Raw genomic sequence first — 20,628 nt, forward strand, 5'->3', positions numbered from 1 at the left:
TTATCTGTGTTAATGAGTACGCCAAAAATATCAGCTTGATCACTAACATCTATCCTCAACCGTGTATCTCCTGAGAATTAACTTAACTTTGCCTGTATTGATTACAAGAGTAATACAGTCTCCAAGAATTTGCAGTTGGATAAAGTAAGACATCTTATTTCCTACTGGGTAGGAAAAAGTAGTTTGTAGTATTGCGAGCAAAAGTGAAATCGTAAAAATATGGTTATAATTAAGCACAAATGATACATTCAGGCGATCGATGGGTGCAGAAGAAGCTCTAGAGCTTTTGGATAGCTTGGTTTATAGGAAAACAGGGGAACGTTTAGGCACTACTCAAAGAATAATTCTACGTAATTTATGGGAGGATAGAAAACAAACTTATCAAAATATTGCGGATATTTGTGGTTATACGGAAGCCCATTTAAAAGCAGTTGGCGCGGAATTGTGGCAAATACTGACGAACGTCTTAGGGGAAAAAGTCTCAAAGTCAAACTTTTCTTCAGTGGTGCAGAGACTTTGGCAATCTCAACGGCTACAAAAGATGTCGCCTATTGTAAATTCAGTCCTCAATAATGGCAAGTCACAAGAACTGGATTATAACTTTGTGGGGCGCGATCGCGAAATAGGCGAACTTGATAGCTATGTTGTCCGAGGTGCAAAAATTATCCTCATCCAAGGTGAAGGCGGTGTTGGCAAAACTACCTTAGCGCGGCGATATTTTAAGGCGCAAGGTTTTGATTTCCTAGAGTTGTGGATGGCTAAGGAAAGCCAACATATCGTTTCTGTGGAGAGTGTGGTTGAGGAATGGCTAAGGGTTGATTTTAATGAGGAACCAGGTAAAGAGTTTGGTATTAATCTAGATAGGCTACGGCGCAAGCTACGGGATGAAACGCGCAAGATAGGGGTTTTAATTGATAATCTTGAGTCTGCGTTGGATAGAAATGGTCAAATTATTGCTTCTCGTCGTTCCTATGTGGAACTGTTACGGGTATTAGCAGACCCTAGCATTCAATCTATCACTTTGATTACTAGTCGTGAGCGTCTGTATGAATCAGATGTAGATTTGACTTTCTATCCCCTGGGGGGTTTGGATGAGTGTACTTGGCAAAAGTTTTTTACTAGTTGTCAAATCAAATCTAATTCATCCGCACTGAGTGAAATGTATAAAGCTTTCGGTGGAAATGCCAAAGCCATGCAAATTATTAGTGGCGCAATTACTACAGATTTTGAAGGAAATGCAGATATTTATTGGCGAGAAAATAAGCATGATTTATTAATTGAACCAGAGTTAAAAAATTTAGTTGCTAGTCAATTTGACCGTTTAGAACAAATGGATAGCGAAGCATATCGGCTGCTTTGTCGTTTGGGATGCTATCGCTATCAAGATGTTACTCATGTGAGTGTTCAGGGATTACAATGTTTACTTTGGGATGTGCCGGAACAACAAGCTAGGCGAGTCGTTAGATATCTAACAGATCGTTTATTGATAGAGTTTCGTAAAGGAAAATATTGGTTACATCCGGTGATTTGTACAGAGGCGATCGCCAGATTAAAACAAAGCGGTGAATGGCAAATTGCTAATCAACAAGCGGCGGAATTTTGGAATCAAAGCGTTACTCAAGTAGAAAACCCTCAAGATGCTTTGATGGCGTTAGAAGCTTATCATCACTATATGGAAATTGGGGATTATGAACAAGCTGCTGATGTGATTATTCGTAGTAGACCCAAAAAGTGTGATCACAGTATATCTTTAGGAGTTTTATTTAATCGACTGGGTTTATTGGAAACCTTAATTTCTGTGATTAATCCCCTCATTTATAATTTACATTCCGACTATCATTTGAATATACTGTATAACCTATTGGGACGAGCTTATCACCAAATAGGTAATATCAACTTAGCTCTGGAATGCCACTACAAGTCTAATAAAATTGCTGAAAAAAATAACTTTCTGCAAGAGAGAATTTCCAGTAGTTTCAATTTGGGTCTTTGTTACACAGATTTATGGGAAATTGACAAAGCAAGTGAAATTTTTTACTACGTCAAGAATCTAGCAGCAACAGACAGAAATTATTATCAATATGTTGTTTATTCTCTGTGTTGTTTAGCTTATTTAGATTCTTCTGTCGGCAATAATGAAAACGTAACGTTGATGTTACGAGAAGCAGAAGCCGGATTATCTCACGACAGATTAACTTCCTGGGGTATAGGCACTAGTTTACTATTTCTCAGCTTGACTTATAAAAATTTAGGTTTAATAGATAAGGCTTTGTTAATGTGCCATCAAGCTATTAACCATTGTCGTCAAAATCAGTTTAGTTTTTTGGAAGCAAGGGCTACATCTTGTTTAGCATCATTATATCGAGAACAGGGACAGTTTACAGTGGCGATAGATAAACATTTAGAAGCGATCGCCAACATGAACAAGGTGTCTGATAAATGCAATCTCGCCAAAGCCTACTACCAATTAGGGTTGACCTATCAGAGAATGGGCGAAGTTAACCAAAGTAGAGAGACATTTCATCAGGCGATCGTTATTTTCAATGATCTACCTGCACCAAAGCAAGTAGAAAAAGTGCAAATAACAATGATGCGTTTAGAAAATAGTTAGTAGGAAAACAATGTAAGTTGGGTGGAGACTTTGCGTTAGTTAAGAGAATAGTAGGTTGGGTGTAGCGATAGCGGAACCCAACAAAGTCTTGAAAATGTTGGGTTCCGTTCCTCCACCCAACCTACATTAGTCTTTTTCGTGATAAATAATATCGAAATATAGGGGTTTGCAATTAAGTTAAATACAGACCTAACCCCCGACCCCTTCCCTACAAGGGAAGGGGAGTAGGAATTAAAGCCCCTCTCCGCGTCGGAGCGAAAAGTCTGTAGCTTGCTTCCCGCAGGGTGCGGAGGTTTCCTCCGAACAGAACTTTTCAAGAGAGAGGGGTTGGGGAGAGGTCATGAAACTTATGTTAAATCACTCGATTATCTAAATAACTTTTGCACCAAGCGCAGTGAAGAAACAATTAACTTTATCTTTTTTTGCGTTTTAGAAGCAGCTTTCACTTCATCTAATATCTTCCGCATCTCAGTTAAATTTTCTTGATTAATCCCAATTATCGTAGATTTAATAATTGCAGCCCTAACGCGATCAAGTGCATTGTTACACTCTTCGTATGCTTCCCTTAACTCATTAGCTTCTTCCCAATTACCATCCATTCTCGCGGCTGTCAGTTCAAACTGAAGTTGCGGTAAAATACTGTCTAAATCTGTTTCTATTTGTTTTAGCTGGGGTACATCTATTTGATTACTAGGGACAACCTGTAGTTGCAAAACTATGGTTTGTAGTTTATCGAGAATTTCATCATTGTCAGACATAGAAATCATTAGATTATTATTTATATCGTTATATATAGTATATTTCCTCACACAAACTAGATGAGAATTGTAATACCAATTAAAAAAATAATCCAACAAATAAACCATTTGTAGAGACGCGATGAATCGCGTCTTCTTCTTCACCCAAGGATGCGTTGCAATTATTAATTGAATTGGTATAATTAAAACCGTTGACATAAGGACGATGTTGAAATTTGTGACTGTGGTCTTTTGAAAGATACCTCTGTCATAAATTCTCTTAAGGTTTTGTCTTCTGTGATTAATCTTTCTATATTTTTTAGCTTAGTTCGTGTAGAGCTATAATTACGCTTGGTAATATCGGTTGTTAAACCCATAATTTGGGTAACTCTAGCAGCAATTACTTCAAAATTTACACGAGAATAATCATCAATTAATTTTGATAGTTGTCTTCCAGTATCCGCAGCGATTAAAAGTTTAGTTGTCGTGTCTTCAATAGCTGCTTGTTCAAACGCATTCACTTTTAGCCATTCATCTATTTGTTCCGCGACTTGGCGCTTAATCTCTTCTGCGGATAAAGATGAATTAGGATTCTTATATAACTTACGAAGTTGTTGTAGTCGAACGCTAATTAGTACCCGTTGGGGATTGTTTGGTTTTGGCGGTCTTTCTTGAATTTGCTTAGCTAACAGTAACATTTTTACTGTTAAACATCTTGCAGGTTGAGCCGATTGAGAAACTATTCGGGAACTGCCATAATCTATGTTTTCCAGATTTTGAAATATCTCTAAGGCTGTGTCATATTCAACCGTTAAATTATCTAACTCTCTGTCAAAATTTGATGGTTGTTTGTTTGTCTCTTCATCTTGGGTGATAATTTTATCTATTTCTGGAATATCTCTAAAGTTAATACTAGGGTCTGTCAGCAGTTGTTGAGTGATTAACTCACGAGATAGTTTTGGGTCTAATGGCACATTTTTTAGTGTATAGATTTCCTTAACTGAGGTAATGGCTTCAACTACCTGGTCGTGAAATCTCTCGGTAGTTATCCGCAACATCGTTCGTCTCTCAGGTGTGCAACTACTGAGAGTCAAGCTGATGGTTAAGGTGAATAGGCAGAGTTTTAACCTAGTCAATTTCGGGTTGATGGAGTATGGGTATTAAGTTGTCTTATTTATACATTTATACCTAAGTCTCGCCATCAAAATTACTTAATTCTTAACTTTTTTAGAGGTAATTTTTAAATTTAGGTCGTTTTTAATCTTTTTAAAAATCTTCAAGGCGCACAGTTATCTGTGTTTACTACTTTTGTTTTTTGTTTTAGCACAAACACTTTGCTTTCAGATGGCAGAATTCTGTTTATTGTTTCCATCCCCGTGAGGGGTAAAGGAATTAAAACCAGCATTCACGGTGTATATACACCAATGGACATTGTTTCCATCCCCGTGAGGGGTAAAGGAATTAAAACCCTACCCTTCCAGAAACCTTATCTAGAGAGGGTTAGAGATAGCCATTTTAGCGGGGGGTACATTTTACCTGTCAACAAGCGCAAATTATTGACAATAGAGGACTATTAGACCCTATTGAAACCCTTGTACAGTAAGCGATTAGCGGGGGTCAACGAAATAATAAGGGTTTCAGGGATCGGTCTACCCCCGCTAAAAACTTACGTATCGATAGTTAAAAGAAACACTTTTAGGTTTAATTGGAAACACAATATTAAGTTTTCAAGGTTCTGTGATTATAGGCAGTAGTATAACAAACTACTTCAAGCTGTAAAAGTCAGAAGTATTAATTTTTTTATCATGCAGTTACTAAGTAATTTGTATATATAGCGATTTGCAGTTGAATCAAATACAGACCTAACCCCCAACCCCTTCCCTACAAGGATACTGTTGGCGAATTATTGAAGGGTTAAGCCCCTCAAGAGTTTGGAACAGTGGAAAAAAGAGAATAAGTATATTGAGCGTAGCATCTACAAAGATTATGACCCTGCACCCGCGTGATATGTCGCAGATTCCTGAAACAACAGCGCAAGTAGCCCGGAATTCATTTCCCAAAGGGAACATATATATGAAGATGCGGGATGAAATAGGAGTGTTATATAAGGATGAGGATTTTGTCAAACTTTACCGCGCAGATTGTGGTCAAAGTGGAATATCAGCAGGACAACTGGCATTAGTGACAGTAATGCAATTTATCGAAGGTTTAACGGATAGACAAGCGGCGGATGCAGTGAGGGGTCATATTGATTGGAAATACGCACTATCGTTGGAATTAAATGACCCAGGGTTTGATTATTCAGTACTTTCAGAATTTCGTCAGCGATTAATCAAAGCAGGACGAGAGCGAGAGTTACTCAACCAAATGCTAGCTCGTTTCCAAGAACTAGGTTGGCTCAAAAATCGCGGCCGTGTCAGAACTGATTCAACTCACGTATTAGCCGCAGTACGACAGTTAAATCGTTTGGAATTAGTGGGAGAAACTTTACGTCATACCTTAAATGACTTGGCTTATTTTGCCCCTGATTGGCTCAAATCGAGAGTTGACGTTGATTGGTTTGAACGTTACTCCCTGAGATTTGAGCAATACCGCTTGCCCAAATCAAAAGCCGAACGTGAGAAATTGAGGCGAAAAATTGGTGAGGATGGTCATCATTTGCTATCCGCTTTGTATGCAGACTCAACTTGTAATTGGCTGTGGCAGATTCCATCAGTGGAAACATTACGTATAGTTTGGGTGCAACAATACTATATTCAATTGCAACAAGTCTATTGGCGAGAACAAGATAACTTACCACCAAATAGACTACAGATTGAATCTCCTTACGATGTTGATGCACGCAATTCCAGCAAGCGAGAAATCAACTGGACTGGTTATAATCTGCATCTGACAGAAATTTGTCACCCCATACTGCCAAACTTAATTATCAATGTGGAAACGTCCGTGGCCACAAGTGCGGATGTTGAGATGACACCAGTAATTCATTCTCGTTTAAACCAGAACAATCTTTTGCCACAAGAACATGTTGTCGATACTGGCTATGTCAATGCTCAAAACTTAGTCGATAGTCAATCCCATTTTCATGTTGATTTAGTAGGAAAAGTTCCCCCCGGAACTAGTTGGCAAGCAACAGCACAATCCGGCTTTGAGCAAAATTGCTTCACTATTCATTGGGATTTGATGCGTGTTGATTGCCCAATGGGTAAACAAAGTAAGTCCTGGCGTACAACTGTCGATAGCCATGACAATCCAGTAGTCAAAATACAATTTGACAAATCCGATTGTTCGCTTTGTTCAAGTCGCTCAAAATGCACTCGCTCCAAAAAACTACCGCGTCTTCTGACCCTCAAACCACAGGAACTACATCTTGCATTACATGATGCTCGCATTCGCCAAAAAACTGAATCTTTTCAACAAATTTATCACCAACGTGCTGGCGTTGAAGGCTTGATTTCCCAAGCTACTGGTCGCTACCAATTACGCCGTTGTCGCTACATTGGTCTTGCCAAAACTCTCTTGCAGCATGTCATTACTGCTGCTGCTATCAACTTCAGTCGGATGTGGGATTGGTGGCAACATGTCCCACGCAGTCAGACTCGCGTTTCTCACTTTGCTCGAATTGCTCCCACTGCCTCATAGTATTCCTGATTTTCTATTTTGTGATGATTGGTTTTGCCCTCTATCAATTCGCCAACAGTATCCTACAAGGGAAGGGGAGTAAGAATCAAAGCCTCTCTCCTTGTAGGCTGCGGTGTACACACATCTTTGTGCTGGGTGCAAAATGTTGTTTGATCCCCCTAAATCCCCCTTCAAAAGGGGGACTTTGATTCTTGTTCCCACTTTTTTAAGGGGGGTTAGGGGGGATCAAAACTTTATGGGGCTAGGTTATCAGACTTGTGTGTACACCGTAGAGAATAGTAGGTTAGGTGTAGCGATAGCGTAACCCAACAAAGTCTTGAGAATGTTGGGTTCCGTTCCTCCACCCAACCTACACTAAATTCAAAAGCGTAATAGCTTAATTTATTTACTGTGATCTTTCAAATGAGAAAGCATTTAAACCAAATGCTTTCTCATTTCAGTGTTTTCCGCAAACAATTACAGATATTGTTTTCTCATTTGCTGTAAATGCTTTCTCATTTCATTAGATTGCGTATTCATTTTGGTGTTTTCCGCAAGCAATTACAGATATTGCTTTCTCATTTGTTGTAAATGCTTTCTGTTTTCGGCAATTACGCATTTATGACAAACATTATCTTTGTAGCAAAAGCAATTATATATTTGCTGAAATTCTCTCAGGCTGATCTATACAGAAGTTTTTTAAGGTAAATAATATTACTACGCTACCTAACAAGGTGTATTTTATGGCTCGTAGAAAAAGAAGCTCTCAGGCGTTACAAAAAGCAGTGCGGCGTGCGGCTAGTGTTAACTCTATTGATCCAAACTTAGATTTAGGTAATGGACTCAGTTTACCAGCTTTCTTAAATCTTATTGAGACTATGCGAAATAAGGAAAATACATACAATAGCGCCCTTTCCAATCTTGATAAGCTATACAGAGAAATGCTGGAAACAGAACGCCAGTTAGCAGATATGACAGAACATATATTGTTAGGTGTGGCTACTCGATACGGCAAAAGCAGCGTAGAGTATGGTATGGCGGGAGGTGTGCCAAAAAACCAGCGCCGCAAAGGGTTACGAGGTGAATCATCAAATTATACTGACGATCGCTCATCATTTGTTGTTAGTGTCAATAACAATGGAAATGGAACAAAAGCCGCAGGGAAAATTTAGCTAGAAATTGGGGGGGGGTAGGAAGTGTTAGCACTTATTGATCCCCCCCAACTCCTTTAAAAAAGCTCACCCTTTCACACAAACAACTTGCTTGAGAGTAGCGACAACTTCAACCAAGTCTGCTTGATTTTCCATCACTTGATCAATGGGTTTATAAGCACCAGGAATTTCATCTAAAACACCAGTATCTTTACGGCATTCTACGCCCTTGGTTTGCTCAATCAAATCATCAAGAGTATAGACATTTTTGGCTTTACTTCTTGACAATAAACGACCAGCACCGTGAGAGCAAGAACAAAAACTATGGGCATTACCTTTACCTTTAACAATGAAAGATTTTGCTCCCATTGAACCAGGAATAATGCCATAATCTTCTGTTTGAGCGCGGACTGCACCTTTACGAGTTACGTACACATCTTCATCAAAATGTACTTCTTTTTCAGCATAGTTATGATGACAATTTACCTGTAACAAAGGTTTAGTTAATTTGCCACCAGCAAGATGTTTTTCAACAATGCGTTTAAAACGCGCCATCATCACATCACGGTTAACACGGGCATAATCTTGCGCCCATTGTAAATCGTTCCAGTATGCTTTAAATTCTGGTGTACCAGCGATGAAATAAGCCAAATCAGGATCAGGTAATCTATTACCTGCTAGTTTTGCTAATTCTTTCGCGGTACTAATATGACATTGAGCAAGTTGATTGCCAATATTCCGTGAACCAGAGTGCAACATTAACCAAACTTGGTTTTCTGTATCCAAACAAACTTCTAAAAAGTGATTCCCGCCGCCTAGAGAACCCATTTGTCTCATGGCTTTAGTTTGTAAGTCTTGGACACCAGAATGTAAGTCTGAAAAATCGCGCCAACGTTGCCAGTTAGCCACCGATTTTTCTACTTCTTTATTTTCATTAAACCCTGTGGGAATTGCGGCTTCAATATCTAGGCGAATTTTCTTGAGTTTTCCTTCTAAATGTTCACCTGTAAATGGTGTTTTAATTGCACTCATACCGCAACCAATATCTACCCCCACCGCCGCAGGAATGATTGCTTCTTTAGTGGCAATTACAGAACCAACTAAAGCACCTTTTCCTAAATGAACATCGGGCATTAATGCTATGTGTTTAAATACAAATGGTAGCGATGCCACGTTTTTTGCCATCTTGGTTTCTTCGGAACCTAGTTCATGATTTGCCCAAGATAATACAGGTGCTTGTGTTTTAATTTCTAACTTTTCGTAGGGCATAGTTTTTAATGGGTAATTGGTAATAGGAAGGAAAATTAAAAATTAGGATCTACTACATTTTTTTATTTGTAAAATACATATGTTACATTTGTAATACAATCGAATTTGAGTGTCAAGGGATGTTTGATAAAAAACCGCAATTTTTCTGCTATCAAAAGTTTGCTTCCCTAAAGGGGTACATCCAATAGGGAAAAACAGCTACAGTAACGCCGTTTGCGACTTTCTCTCAAACCTAACCCCCAACCCCTTCCCTGCAAGGGAATGGGGGTAAGATTCAAAGTAGAGACATTGTATGCAACATCTCTACAGTTTCAGGGGAGAGGTACCCTGCGGGTACTCCTGCGGAGAACTCGTAGAGTAGCAAGCTATGGAGAGGGGTTTCAAAAATAAGTCGCACATTGCGTACAGTAGAATTTAAAAGAATAATGACCGAGCCTAACTCAACTTTATGGCAACACGTCCAAAAACAATTTGGGAAAGCTTCTTATCGCCTGTAGTCCGGTTTTTGATTGATGAAGACAAGTGGCGGCGTTATGCTCAAAGTATCGATTGGGAAAAAGAAAGCGATCGCTTCCGCAGAACAGATGTGATAATCCCCTCGTACTACACTAGCCATAATTTTCACGGCATTGAGGGGGGATATCTCAATTCTAGTGCAGCCGTCACCTACGACCCAATTACGGAATACGTCCTACCACCAAATGAAACGCTGGTACGTCAAGCCTTAATTGATGCGGTAAAAGTCCAACCACGACGCATACTTGATTTAGGTTGTGGTACGGGTTCCACCACATTAATGTTAAAGCAGGCTTTTTCCCAAGCAGATGTGATCGGTTTGGATTTATCACCTTATATGTTGGTGAGGGCGGAAGATAAAGCCAGAATTGGGGGTTTAGATATTAGCTGGCGACATGGGAACGCCGAAAAAACTAGCTTTCCCGATGCTTCCTTTGATTTGGTGACGGCTGCTTTGTTATTCCATGAGACACCAGTTGAGGTATCCCAAGCAATATTACAAGAATGTTTCCGGCTGTTGGTAGCTGGTGGACAAGTTATAATTCTCGACGGAAATCAAAAAAGCCTACGTCAGTTAAATTGGCTCAATGATATTTTTGAGGAGCCTTACATCCGTGAGTATGCGGCTGATAGTGTAGATGCGCGGATGGGTGCGGCTGGGTTTGCCAAAGTGCGGACAGAAGATTTATGGCTGATACATCAAGTAACTAGCGGTATCAAACCCATCTTGGCAACAGATACTAACCAAGCAAAAGAAAGACAATATATGGCAGCAATAGATAATAATAATTTGGAGGGTCTAGAATCTCCAGCTTTTGGCATAGTGGCATGAGTTTAAAGGCAATTCTGTTTGATTTCAATGGCGTAATCATCAATGATGAGCGCATCCACCTACAATTGATCGATGAAATTCTCATTCAAGAAAATCTCCAACCCCAAAAAGTGCAAGAGCGTCAAGCTTCATTAGGAAGGAGCGATCGCGCTTGTTTTCAAGAATTGCTAGCAAATCGTGGTAGAGTCGTCAGCGATGATTCTTTAACTCAGTTACTCAACAGTAAAGCTCAAGCTTACGTGCTGGAAGTGGAGAAATTAGAAAAACTCCCCATATATCCAGGTCTAGAAGACTTGATATATCAAGCGCGTTCCCGTAATCTCCATTTAGGCATTGTTAGCGGTGCAGTTCGTCAAGAAATAGAGCTAGTACTTAACCGCGCTAAACTAGCCGAGTACTTCACAGTTATTGTTGCAGGCGACGACATCACCACCAGCAAACCCAAACCAGATGGTTATTTACTAGCAGTGGAACGCCTAAATCAAGAATATCCCGAATTAAATCTCTTACCCCAGGAATGCTTGGCTATTGAAGATACCCCAGCAGGTATCGCAGCCGCTAAACGAGCGCAAATGCAGGTGGTAGGCGTAGCGAATACATACCCCTTCCATATGTTACAACGCTGCTGTAACTGGACTGTCGATTACCTGAGTGACTTGGAACTAGAACGAGTCCAAAAAATATTTTCTGGCGGAGAATTTCAGGCGATCGTGAGTGAGTGTTAAAATATTGTCTAATAGCATGAAGTTAGTCTAGGTAAGCATAATTTTATCAACTTACCAAGCTCTCTAAGGGGAATTAGCTCAGTTGGTAGAGCGCTGCGATCGCACCGCAGAGGTCAGGGATTCGAGTTCCCTATTCTCCATTTGTATATTAAATAATTATTGTCAGTTTTAAAGAATTATTTAATGGACAGCATATAAAGAGATAAGCATGGTGTTTGAGAATTTTCAATTAGAGTTCTTAACTCATCAATAGATAGTAGAGTCATATAGTGAAATTCCTATCGTCGGTAATTAAAGCTCAACAATGTATATTTATTTCCAAGCCTTAAACCCAAAAATTCATCTTTCTTTTGATGAAAAATTAGCTATTATATACACCATTCTGTAGGCGTAGAAAAAACTTCTTCTCTGTACTTATATTTAAAAAGTACTTTTCACTACAGATACCCAGATGTACAAACAGGGAAATTTTCTTCTCTGTACACCTGAGAGCAAAAATTACACCATCGGAAATCAGAATGGATGCTTCCGAGCTATTAGAAACGATCACTCTCTTAATTGAGCAAGCAGAACAAGGAGAAATAGATCCTTGGGATGTCAAAGTTATTGAGGTGATTGACCGTTATTTAGAACTAATGACACCAAAGACCACTGCCAGAGGTTATGAATCTGACTTGTCTCAATCTGGACAGGCTTTTTTATCAGCCTCTATGCTGGTATTATTCAAGGCCAATACCTTGATGCAATTATCAACAGCAGAAGATTTAGAAGATATTGAGGATAGTCTATTAGCAGAGAATGGAGATAGCTTATTCCATCAAACCCATCGTTTACCCTTAGAGCGAGTTTTACGACGGCGACCCGCCGCCATGCCCCCACCAAAACGCCGTGTCACTTTGCAAGAGTTGATCGCCCAATTGCAAATCATGGCGAACCAACTCAAACTAGTACAAAAAGTTAGTAAACCGGAACGTCCCAAACGTCAACCTACTGTCAAAGCTATGCGGGAAGCGCTAGAGTTAGCGCACCAAGAAAATTTGACGGAGGTAGCTGGTGAATTGGAACAAGTATTGCATTTTTCGGCCCAAGAACTGTTGTTAGAACAAAATTATTTAAATTTAGAACAACTCGTACAATTGTGGACTCAGACAAAGCAATCACACCAATTATCAGCCCATGAATCGGTAAACAGTGACCTAGTTAGCGTGTTCTGGGCTTTATTGCTATTATCGGCACAATCTAAGGTAGAGCTAGTTCAGGAGGAATTTTATCAAGAGGTGAGAATCCGCTTGCTTTCAGATTCAGTAAACACCTACCAATCATTGGAGCAACCAATAAACTGAACCAATTGAGAACAGTTATATAGAAGCTTCTGTGAATTTACAGACTGTTGCATCAGTAAACCCAAAAATCCGATTAAATTAAAAAGATAACTGATTGCTTGTCATCTAACCGTACTAGGACTTACGTATGGAGAAGAAAAATCAAAGCTTTGGGCAAGAGGTGCAGGGGTTCAGGGGTTCAAAACCCTCACACCCTCACACCCCTACACCCTCACACCCTTCCAAGGTGAAAAGTCTAATTGCCTAAGTCCTAATATCTCTGGTTGCGATCACCAACAAATTCCTGTTATCCCTGTTGTCAGGGGTTACTTAGAGCAGAAATAAAAAACTGATGATTAAGTATCACACAATGAAAGTAAACTGGCTTGTGGTTGAGGAATAAACTTTATGAAAGCGATGATTCTCGCAGCAGGTAAGGGTACTCGCGTTCGTCCGATTACCTATACGATTCCCAAACCGATGATTCCCATCCTGCAAAAGCCAGTGATGGAATTTTTACTGGAACTTTTACGTCAACATGGTTTCGACCAGATTATGGTCAACGTCAGCCATTTGGCTGAGGAAATTGAAAACTATTTTCGTGATGGTCAACGGTTTGGTGTGCAGATTGCCTATTCTTTTGAAGGCAAAATTGATGATGAAGGTAAGTTGGTAGGGGAAGCAATAGGTTCTGCTGGAGGGATGCGTCGCATCCAAGATTTTTCACCATTTTTTGATGATACCTTTGTGGTGTTGTGTGGCGACGCTTTGATTGACTTAGATTTGACGGCAGCAGTAAAGTGGCATAAATCCAAAGGTTCCATCGCCACTATCATTACCAAAACTGTCCCCGAAGAAGAAGTTTCTAGTTATGGTGTGGTCGTCACTGATGAGAATAGTCGGGTTAAAGCCTTCCAAGAAAAACCATCGATAGAAGAAGCACTCAGTACTAATATCAACACAGGTATCTACATTTTTGAGCCAGAGGTGTTTAATTACATACCTTCTGGTGTGGAGTATGACATCGGTGGTCAACTATTCCCCAAACTGGTAGAAATTGGTGCGCCCTTCTATGCGATCGCAATGGATTTTGAATGGGTGGATATTGGTAAAGTACCAGACTACTGGCGGGCAATTCGCGGCGTGTTACAAGGGGAAATCAAGAATGTGCAGATTCCCGGTCATGAGGTTGCCCCTGGCATCTACACTGGCTTAAATGTGGCGGTGAATTGGGACAAAGTAGATATCACTGGCCCCGTTTACATTGGTGGCATGACTCGCATCGAAGATGGCGCGAAAATTGTCGGCCCGGCGATGATTGGCCCCAATTGCTGGATATGTGGTGAAGCTACTGTTGATAACAGTGTCATCTTTGAATGGTCACGATTAGGGCATGGAGCCAGGCTAGTAGATAAACTGGTGTTCGGGCGTTACTGTGTTGATAAAACAGGAGCTGCCATTGATGTGCAAGCTGCTGCCTTAGATTGGCTGATTACCGATGCGCGGCAAACACCGCCAGAACATACCCCAGTGGAACGGCAAGCGATCGCCGAATTGTTGGGAACAAACGCAATTTAGTCAATAGTCATTAGTCAGTTGTCAGTTGCAATTTCTACTGACAACTGACAACTAACCACTGACCACTAACTATTTAAGTATGTGTATCTTCTGAGACTTTGTTCGTAAGTCTGGAGTAAGCGTTGGGATTCGGCTAAGGTAATGCGTTTTTCTTCTAACGCCCGCTCGCAACGTTGGCGGATGTTTTCTACCATGTCCTCGGAGTCATATTGGACGTAGCTCACCACTTCACTCATGGTATCGCCTTTGACTACGTGTTCAATTTGGTAGCCTTTGGGTGTTAATTGGATATGAACGGCGTTGGTATCGCCGAATAAGTTGTGTAAGTTCCCCATAATTTCCTGATAAGCACCATTGAGGAACATTCCCATATAATAGGGTTCTCCCGGTTGGAAGGGGTGCAGTTCTAGCACAGATTTGACATCCCGTAAGTCGATAAAGCGATCAATTTTGCCATCACTATCGCAGGTGAGGTCTGCTAAAATTCCTCGCTGCGTTGGTTCTTCATCTAGGCGATGGATGGGCATAATTGGGAACAGTTGATCGATCGCCCAGCAATCTGGTGCTGATTGAAACACCGAAAGATTGATGTAGTAGATAGAAGCCATGATTTTTTCTAGGTCTTCCAACTCATCAGGTACGTAATCGTGCTGACGAATAATGTCTAAAATTTTCTGACAACAAGCCCAGTAAAGACGTTCAGCTTTGGCTCGTTCACGCAGGCGTAAAATGCCCAAGTTGAAGCGGCTAATGGCTTCTTCCTTGAATTGGGTAGCGTCGTGGTAGAACTCTTGATAGTTTTCTTTGTTGATGGATTGATAGGTTTCCCACAGGTAATTAATAACTGGGGATTCACCTTCTTTTGGTGGTTCTGGGTTATCGCGGGGGACATCACTGGTACTGAGAACATCGAAAATGAGTACCGATTGATGGGAGGCGATCGCTCTACCGCTTTCACTAATCAGTGTGGGTACGGGAATTTGTTTCTCTGCACAGGTATCTTTTAACTCTGCCACGATGTCGTTGGCATAGTTCTGCATATTGTAGTTCTTGGAGGCGTAGAAGTTCGTCTGGGAACCGTCATAATCCACACCCAAGCCGCCGCCAACATCCAGATATTTCATATTAGCCCCCAAGGATGCTAACTCCACGTAAATCCGGCTAGCTTCTTGGATGGCATCTTTAATGACATTGATGGCGGAGATTTGCGAACCAATATGGAAGTGCATTAATTGCAAAGAATCCAGCAAGTCAGCATCACGTAACTTATCAACTGCTTGGATGATTTCGGGAATTGTCAGGCCAAATTTAGCGCGATCGCCTGTGGATGTACCCCAGCGTCCCATCCCTTGGGTGCTTAATTTTGCCCGTACCCCCAAAATCGGCTTAATGCCTAATTGGTGACTAGCCGCAATCACTAAATCGACCTCTTCCACCTGTTCTAGGACGATGATTGGTGTTTGGCCTAGTCTTTGGGATAACATGGCCGTTTCCACATACTCCCGGTCTTTGTAGCCGTTGCAAACTAGCAAAGATCCAGGGGTATCCAATAACGCCAAAGCAATCATTAACTCCGGCTTGGAACCAGCTTCTAAACCAAACTGATGTGGCTTGCCAAATCTCACTAAATCTTCAATCAAATGCCGTTGCTGGTTGCACTTGACAGGAAACACGCCACGATATACACCAGGGTAATTGTAGCGAGCGATCGCCTTGGCAAAACAAGCGTTTAAGCGTTCAATGCGGTCTTCTAAAATATCCGAAAAGCGAATCAGTAAGGGTAAACCCAAACTGCGTTGTTTCAAAGCATTGACCAATTCAAACAAGTCCAAAGAACCGCCGCGATCGCCTTTGGGAGAAACAGTAACGTGACCAGCCGCATTAATCGAGAAATAAGGCTGTCCCCAACCTTCAATCCGGTATAAAGCTTCGCTGTCCTCAATCTTCCAAGCGCGAGATACATCTCCTGGCGCATTCGTTGGTAGCAGCTTTTTCTGCTTGTGATTTTTCCCCTCCAACTTGTTCCCGTTGGCTGGTACTTTTACCACCTCGTCAGATGTAGCAGTTGACTCAACACCCATTTCTTCCTGACCTCTGTGTTTCACCCACGAATAAACAATTTAACGCATTCGTATAAGAACTGATATGCACTCAGAGATAATTTCTGAGATAAACTCTGATTGGTCAGTATTTACTTAGTCATTAGTCATTGGTCATTGGTCATTAGCAGAAACGCTTAAACTGTGGACTATGGACTTTTGACTATGGACTCTTGACCAAATAAAAATTTTATTAAGCTTTGGGAGATAGTAATGGAACGCACATTCTTAGCAATTAAGCCTGATGGCGTACAGCGTGGACTGGTTGGAGAAATTATCCGTCGCTTTGAAACAAAAGGTTTTACCCTTGTGGGTTTGAAGTTCCTCCAAGTCAGTAAAGAATTGGCTGAACAACATTATGGCGTACACCGCGAAAGACCATTCTTTCCTAGCTTAGTGGAATTTATCACCTCTGGCCCGGTGGTAGCGATGGTTTGGGAAGGTGATGGCGTGATTGCTTCTGCGAGAAAAATTATTGGTGCGACCAATCCTCTGACAGCAGAACCCGGAACAATTCGGGGCGATTTTGGCATTAACATCGGTCGCAATCTCATCCACGGTTCTGATGCGCCAGAAACCGCACAAAAAGAAGTAAGCCTATGGTTTACAGATGCAGAATTAGTCAATTGGCAACCCCATTTAACACCTTGGTTGCACGAGTAATTAGTTAGGGAGTGGGGAGTTAGGGAGTACTGAATGAAATATTCTAGTCACTAGTTTTCATTTCCCAGTCCCCAATCCCCAATCACCAATCCCTTTACTTCGATACTTCACTTTTTTCCACTTCTACTTGTGGTGATTCAATGACAGTTCGCTTGGAAAAGCCCCAGGTAAATATTAGGGCGATCGCCGCAATCATTAACCATTCTGGTGGGACAAAATCATCGTTGACGACCTTCAATAACAGACGCAAACCTACTAACGCTACAGTGATATAACCTGCGTCTTCTAGATTTTCAAATTCATCTAACCAACGAATAAATAATCCTGCCATAAATCGCAGGGTGAAAATACCAATAGTTGTCCCAGTGATTACTAGCCAAGTTTCTTGAGATACGGCGATCGCTGTTGTCACGCTATCCAATGAAAAGGCTAAGTCGGTAAATGCAATCACGGGTATCGCTTGCCACAGGTTAGCAAAACGCGGGCCGTGGTGATGGTCGTCTTCAGTTTCTTCTGAGGTAAAGTGTTGAAATACCAGCCATAGTAGGTAAGCCGCACCCAGAAGTTCAAATTGCCAGAACTTTTGTACCTCAGTGGCAGTCAACAATAAGGTTATTCGCAGCACATAGGCAACAACCAAACCAATATTGAGGGCTTGGCGTTCCAACTTCTTGTCTTCTAACCCTTGGGCGATCGCAGCGAGGGCGATCGCGTTATCTGCTGATAGTACCGCCTCTAGAAATACTAATATCAGCAGGACTATAGGCGCTTCAACGCTGATATGAAAGTGCAGGTAGTCAAAAATTCGGTCTAGCATTCCAGATTTCTCAAGCAGTGAAAATTAAAAATTAGCAGTAATAGCCAATCTCATATAAGAAAGTGCAACAAATTGCTACTTTTATCCAGCTTAACCTGTAGGGGGTGAGTTCTGGTAAGTCCAGAATCTACGGGTTTGTGTGGTTTACCGCAAGTGTCACTTTTTTAGTTTACCCAGAGGCGCGGAAAACACGGAGAAATCATGAATCAATTCAAAATTCAAAATGAATTAAAATAAATTAAAAAAGCGTTATCAAAAATTAAATATTTTAAAAATTTTCTTTCTTAAACATTAGCAATTATTTTAAATCTGACTCACTCGTCAAATTAGCGATCACTTTTTCCACAAACTACAGAGGGTGCGAATGAACAAAGAGAGCGATCGCATGGTGAAATACAATCTTACTGCTGCTGTTGCAACCAAGTCACTAAATCAGCTTCAGTAGAAAAATCTAGTAAGGCTTCAGCTAAATCCTCTAACTGAGTTAACGATAATCCCCGTACACGCTCTTGTAATTCAGGGGTAATTGTACCAATTCGTCTTGTCAATAGACGTTGAATGACTTTCAATTCTCCTTGTTGCAGCCCTTGTTGCAGTCCTTGTTGCAGCCCTTGTTGTATTCCTTCCTCCATCCAACTAGTAACGATTTGCATAACTACCTCTTGTTGAGTTGGTTCAAATTGTGCAATTTCAGACTGAAAAATTTCTGTTTCTTGGGCATTTAGGCGTAAGTATGTATCAATAAACCCGGAAATTAACTGCATTCGCGCTGGATCTAACTGCAACGTAGCTAAAAGACGTAGGCACTCAGATTTTACCCTGGGGCGGTCTTGTGGTGCTATGTTCATTTTAGCCATCAGCGCACTAGCGACGGGATTTTGCTGTTGCAGGTATTCTCGCCAATTCAGCCGATTTAATTGAATAACATCATAGTTGAACTGCAAGACAACTTTATTGGGAAATGCTACCTGATGAAAATTTGGTTCGGCTTTTTTGGGGCGAGCGTAAGAAAATAGAGCAATAGGATAAACTGGCAGGGCGTATTTTTCGTACAATCTGGCAAAGTAGCGATACATCCGCAAATCAAAAGCCTCTTGATAATACGCTTGATGTTCTAGATGTACTAGGAAAAACGATTCTTGCTCTCTAAATCTGGCTTTTACTATTAAATCAGTTTCATATTTTTCGCCAGCAGTAACATCGGTAAATATTTCTTTATCAATGAAGGTGATTGTGTCACGTTCCAAATAAGCGGTTATTTCTGGGAAGAATAAATCGATGAACTCCCAGAAGAAGGTAGTTAATAGTTCTTTAAATAGGCGATCGTGGTCTATCATGATTAAATTTATATCATGTTACTGGTGGGACTAAGCACATCCCAAATAGCTGTTTAGGTTAAGTGTGATCTTTTTTTAGTGAACCTCATAGGAACAGAGAAAAAGGTAATATTAAAAGAAATAACTGCTGTAACTTTACTTACTTGAGTTTTCCCGCACAAAAAATCTTTCAAGCTGGAATTATGCCAAGATAGATAATACGTATTTCATTTCATATAAATAATTTTGCATATTTCTATGAATAAAACAAAAGGTAGTAATAAATTTCTATTTTTTCTGAAGCTAGAACTCATATTACCTCTATTAGGACTTTCTGGTCTTTTAACAGCGATATTTCTTCCTCGTTGGACAGTTGACAATGCAAAGCTTACCGGTACAAAGCGTCTTGAAGTCGCTAATGCTTATCGTGTCACCATAATCCAGGGTTTCGGAGGATTATTTTTCCTGAGTACAGCTTATTTTACGTGGCGGAACTTAAAAGTTGCCGAGGGTAACTTAACAACCGCACAAAATAAACAAATAGCAGATGCAAAAGTTGCTGAATTAAACCTAAAAGCTATACAAGATAAACAACTTACAGAACGTTTTGCCAAAGCCGTTGATATGTTGGGGCATCAAGATATTCATGTTCGCTTAGGTGCAATTTATTTACTAGAAAGAATTTCAAAAGATTCTGAGCAAGATTACTTGCAGATAATGGAAATTCTCACGGCTTATGTGCGAGAAAAGTCTCCTTATCAATACCCTCACAATACAGTAAACAACTTAGAAGACGAATCTTTTGTTCCACTACCAATAGATATTCAAGCAGTTCTGACTGTTATTGGTAGACGCAAAGATCCTGAAACAGAAGAATTAAATTCTTTAGATTTGAGTGGCAGTAATCTTAGGGGAGCTAAACTTGGTTCAGCTAACCTAAAAAAAGTGGATTTTAGCAGAGCTAACCTCAGCTATGCTTACCTTGTAGAAGCAGAACTTGAGAACTCTATCTTTGATAAAGCTGTTATTAAAAAAGCTGACTTAACAGAAGCCAAATTAAGCAATGCTAATCTTAAAGATGCCAACTTATTTGACAGTATCCTTAATGGAGCAAATCTCACGAGCGCTAAGTTAGGTCATACTAACCTCAGTTACACCAGTCTTGATGGAGTTAATTTCAAAGATGCTTACTTAGTAGTAGCAAACCTTTTAGAGGCTCACTTATACAAAGCAGAAAACCTTGATCCAAATCAAATTGTCAAAGCAATTAATTGCGAGAAAGCCCACTACGACCCTGAATTTCGCAAACAAATAGGTTTAAGAAACACAACTATAACTAGTACAAATAATTTATAGGCTCGAAATAGTCTC

The 20,628-nt window shown here is 40.4% G+C and carries 15 protein-coding genes and 1 tRNA gene; 10 read left to right on the plus strand and 6 right to left on the minus strand.

Annotation, left to right across the window (positions count from 1 at the left end):
• The first annotated feature begins 259 nt into the window (after positions 1-259).
• Positions 260-2,611, plus strand: coding sequence for a tetratricopeptide repeat protein (locus tag GSQ19_RS22910; RefSeq protein WP_011320136.1), 2,352 nt, complete (start codon positions 260-262; stop codon positions 2,609-2,611).
• A 365-nt stretch (positions 2,612-2,976) separates the two neighbouring features.
• Here GSQ19_RS22910 and GSQ19_RS22915 read toward each other — a convergent pair whose 3' ends face one another.
• On the minus strand, positions 2,977-3,369 hold the full coding sequence (locus tag GSQ19_RS22915) for a hypothetical protein (protein WP_041456887.1): 393 nt from the start codon (positions 3,367-3,369) through the stop codon (positions 2,977-2,979).
• A gap of 182 nt (positions 3,370-3,551) precedes the next feature.
• A complete protein-coding gene (locus GSQ19_RS22920; RefSeq protein WP_011320138.1) occupies positions 3,552-4,406 on the minus strand; it encodes a hypothetical protein in 855 nt (284 codons plus the stop codon).
• Positions 4,407-5,334: 928 nt separating this feature from the next.
• Here GSQ19_RS22920 and GSQ19_RS22925 point away from each other — a divergent pair.
• Both GSQ19_RS22925 and GSQ19_RS22930 read left to right on the plus strand, forming a co-directional pair.
• Positions 5,335-6,990, plus strand: a complete 1,656-nt coding sequence (locus GSQ19_RS22925; RefSeq protein WP_041455935.1) for an IS5-like element ISAva5 family transposase — start codon at positions 5,335-5,337, stop codon at positions 6,988-6,990.
• A 722-nt stretch (positions 6,991-7,712) separates the two neighbouring features.
• Positions 7,713-8,141: a hypothetical protein gene (locus tag GSQ19_RS22930; protein WP_011320139.1), complete on the plus strand. Its 429-nt coding sequence runs from the start codon at positions 7,713-7,715 to the stop codon at positions 8,139-8,141.
• A 66-nt stretch (positions 8,142-8,207) separates the two neighbouring features.
• Here the strand turns inward: GSQ19_RS22930 and GSQ19_RS22935 are convergent, their stop codons facing one another.
• Positions 8,208-9,389, minus strand: coding sequence for an RtcB family protein (locus GSQ19_RS22935; protein WP_011320140.1), 1,182 nt, complete (start codon positions 9,387-9,389; stop codon positions 8,208-8,210).
• 448 nt (positions 9,390-9,837) lie between these two features.
• Between GSQ19_RS22935 and GSQ19_RS22940 the strand changes: the two genes are divergently transcribed.
• The 5 genes from GSQ19_RS22940 to GSQ19_RS22960 all read left to right on the plus strand — a co-directional run bounded on the left by GSQ19_RS22940 (position 9,838) and on the right by GSQ19_RS22960 (position 14,362).
• Positions 9,838-10,737, plus strand: coding sequence for a class I SAM-dependent methyltransferase (locus tag GSQ19_RS22940; protein ID WP_011320141.1), 900 nt, complete (start codon positions 9,838-9,840; stop codon positions 10,735-10,737).
• A complete protein-coding gene (locus GSQ19_RS22945) occupies positions 10,734-11,462 on the plus strand; it encodes an HAD family hydrolase (RefSeq protein WP_011320142.1) in 729 nt (242 codons plus the stop codon). Before GSQ19_RS22940 ends, GSQ19_RS22945 begins: the two co-directional genes overlap by 4 nt.
• A gap of 67 nt (positions 11,463-11,529) precedes the next feature.
• Positions 11,530-11,602, plus strand: a tRNA-Ala gene (locus GSQ19_RS22950).
• Positions 11,603-11,980: 378 nt separating this feature from the next.
• Entirely contained in the window at positions 11,981-12,805 is an 825-nt protein-coding gene (locus tag GSQ19_RS22955) for a segregation/condensation protein A (protein ID WP_011320143.1), read from the plus strand.
• 387 nt (positions 12,806-13,192) lie between these two features.
• Positions 13,193-14,362, plus strand: coding sequence for a nucleotidyltransferase family protein (locus GSQ19_RS22960; protein WP_011320144.1), 1,170 nt, complete (start codon positions 13,193-13,195; stop codon positions 14,360-14,362).
• Between the two features lie 65 nt (positions 14,363-14,427).
• Here the strand turns inward: GSQ19_RS22960 and speA are convergent, their stop codons facing one another.
• Complete coding sequence (gene speA, locus GSQ19_RS22965; protein ID WP_011320145.1) at positions 14,428-16,443, minus strand: biosynthetic arginine decarboxylase; 2,016 nt, start codon at positions 16,441-16,443, stop codon at positions 14,428-14,430.
• 231 nt (positions 16,444-16,674) lie between these two features.
• Between speA and ndk the strand changes: the two genes are divergently transcribed.
• Positions 16,675-17,124 (plus strand): nucleoside-diphosphate kinase, encoded by a 450-nt coding sequence (ndk, locus tag GSQ19_RS22970; RefSeq protein WP_011320146.1) that lies wholly within the window; start codon positions 16,675-16,677, stop codon positions 17,122-17,124.
• Positions 17,125-17,218: 94 nt separating this feature from the next.
• On the opposite strand, the gene GSQ19_RS22975 is transcribed toward ndk, so the two are convergent.
• Both GSQ19_RS22975 and GSQ19_RS22980 read right to left on the minus strand, forming a co-directional pair.
• Positions 17,219-17,941, minus strand: a complete 723-nt coding sequence (locus tag GSQ19_RS22975) for a TerC family protein (RefSeq protein ID WP_011320147.1) — start codon at positions 17,939-17,941, stop codon at positions 17,219-17,221.
• A gap of 401 nt (positions 17,942-18,342) precedes the next feature.
• Positions 18,343-19,278 (minus strand): DUF4351 domain-containing protein, encoded by a 936-nt coding sequence (locus GSQ19_RS22980; protein WP_011320148.1) that lies wholly within the window; start codon positions 19,276-19,278, stop codon positions 18,343-18,345.
• Positions 19,279-19,515: 237 nt separating this feature from the next.
• Between GSQ19_RS22980 and GSQ19_RS22985 the strand changes: the two genes are divergently transcribed.
• A complete protein-coding gene (locus GSQ19_RS22985) occupies positions 19,516-20,613 on the plus strand; it encodes a pentapeptide repeat-containing protein (protein ID WP_011320149.1) in 1,098 nt (365 codons plus the stop codon).
• Positions 20,614-20,628: the final 15 nt, after the last annotated feature.

It is taken from the genome of Trichormus variabilis 0441, from assembly GCF_009856605.1.
GTDB classification, from domain to species: Bacteria; Cyanobacteriota; Cyanobacteriia; order Cyanobacteriales; family Nostocaceae; genus Trichormus; species Trichormus variabilis.